At 62.8% G+C, this 1,163-nt stretch carries 1 protein-coding gene; it reads left to right on the forward strand.

Going from position 1 to position 1,163, the window contains the following annotated elements:
• Window positions 1-270: 270 nt before the first annotated feature.
• A partial coding sequence (locus EN804_RS34470; RefSeq protein WP_245511875.1) for a transposase family protein occupies window positions 271-1,163 on the forward strand: 893 nt, incomplete at its 3' end.

Genomic DNA, 1,163 nt, shown 5'->3' on the forward strand with positions numbered 1-1,163 from the left:
CGCGTCGAAGATACCTGGCAACAAGAGGCACAGCCTTCGCTACGGCGGCGATGTTCGCGAAGCGCTCGTGGTGTTTGTGGGAGGCATCGGAGCGGCTGTGTTCCAAACGGCTGCGGCCGTTGATACCTGTCTTGCTGCCAGCGCTTGAACGGCATGGCCGGCTAGAGCTCGATCCGCGGCAAGCTGCTGACAATGAGCCCGGCGACGATGGATCGGCTTTTGGCGGAGGTACGTGTTGTGGCTCGCGGCGGCCAGCGCCGGCGAGCAGGAATGAGTTCGGCCGTTCGCCGATCGGTGCCGGTGCGCACCTTCGGGGACCGGAATGATCCGCCGCCCGGTTACGTCGAGGTCGATTTCGTGGCGCATTCCGGCACATCTTCGTCCGGCAGCTTTGTGCAGACGATGGTGTTGACCGATATTGCCACGGGGTGGACTGAATGCGTTCCGGTCCGCACACGCGACAGCGGCAATGTGATTGTGGCGATCAAGCAGGCCCGCTCGTTCTTTCCCTTCCCCCTGCTCGGCGTAGATTTCGACAACGACAGCGCCTTCATGAACGAGTTCGTCGTCTCCTGGTGCCGCAGCGAGGAACTGGAAGTGACGCGCTCGCGCGCCTATCGAAAGAATGACCAGGCGCATGTGGAGCAGAAGAATGGCGCCATCGTGCGTCGCCTGGTGGGGTATGGTCGGTTTGTCGGCGCGGCGGCGACGGCCGCGCTTGGTAAACTTTATGCTGTCGTGCGGCTTTACGGCAATCTGTTCCAACCGTCATTCAAGCTTCAGGAGAAGACGCGGATCGGCGCTCGTGTGATCAAGCGCTATCATCCGCCAGTTCCGCCTGCGGCCCGTGTCCTTGCACATCCGGGTGTGGCCGAGGCCGACAAGCAGCGGCTCCAGGCGATGATGGAAACCGCCGATCCCGTGCTGCTGTTTGCTGGTATCCGCGCCGCGCAGGAGGAGCTTGGGCGGCGGGTCGATCGTCGTGGCCTGAATGCGAAGATTGAGGAGCCGGCCGTTATCGATCTCCAGCGCTTCGCCGCGAATCTGAAGACGGCCTGGAAGAGTGGCGAGACCCGACCAACGCATCGGCGGCCGTATCGGCGGACCAAACCCTATCCGAAGAGACCCAGCATGTACGAGCCGTTCGAGGCGCAGATCAAGGA

The organism is Mesorhizobium sp. M8A.F.Ca.ET.161.01.1.1 (genome assembly GCF_004792105.1).
Taxonomy (GTDB): domain Bacteria; phylum Pseudomonadota; class Alphaproteobacteria; order Rhizobiales; family Rhizobiaceae; genus Mesorhizobium.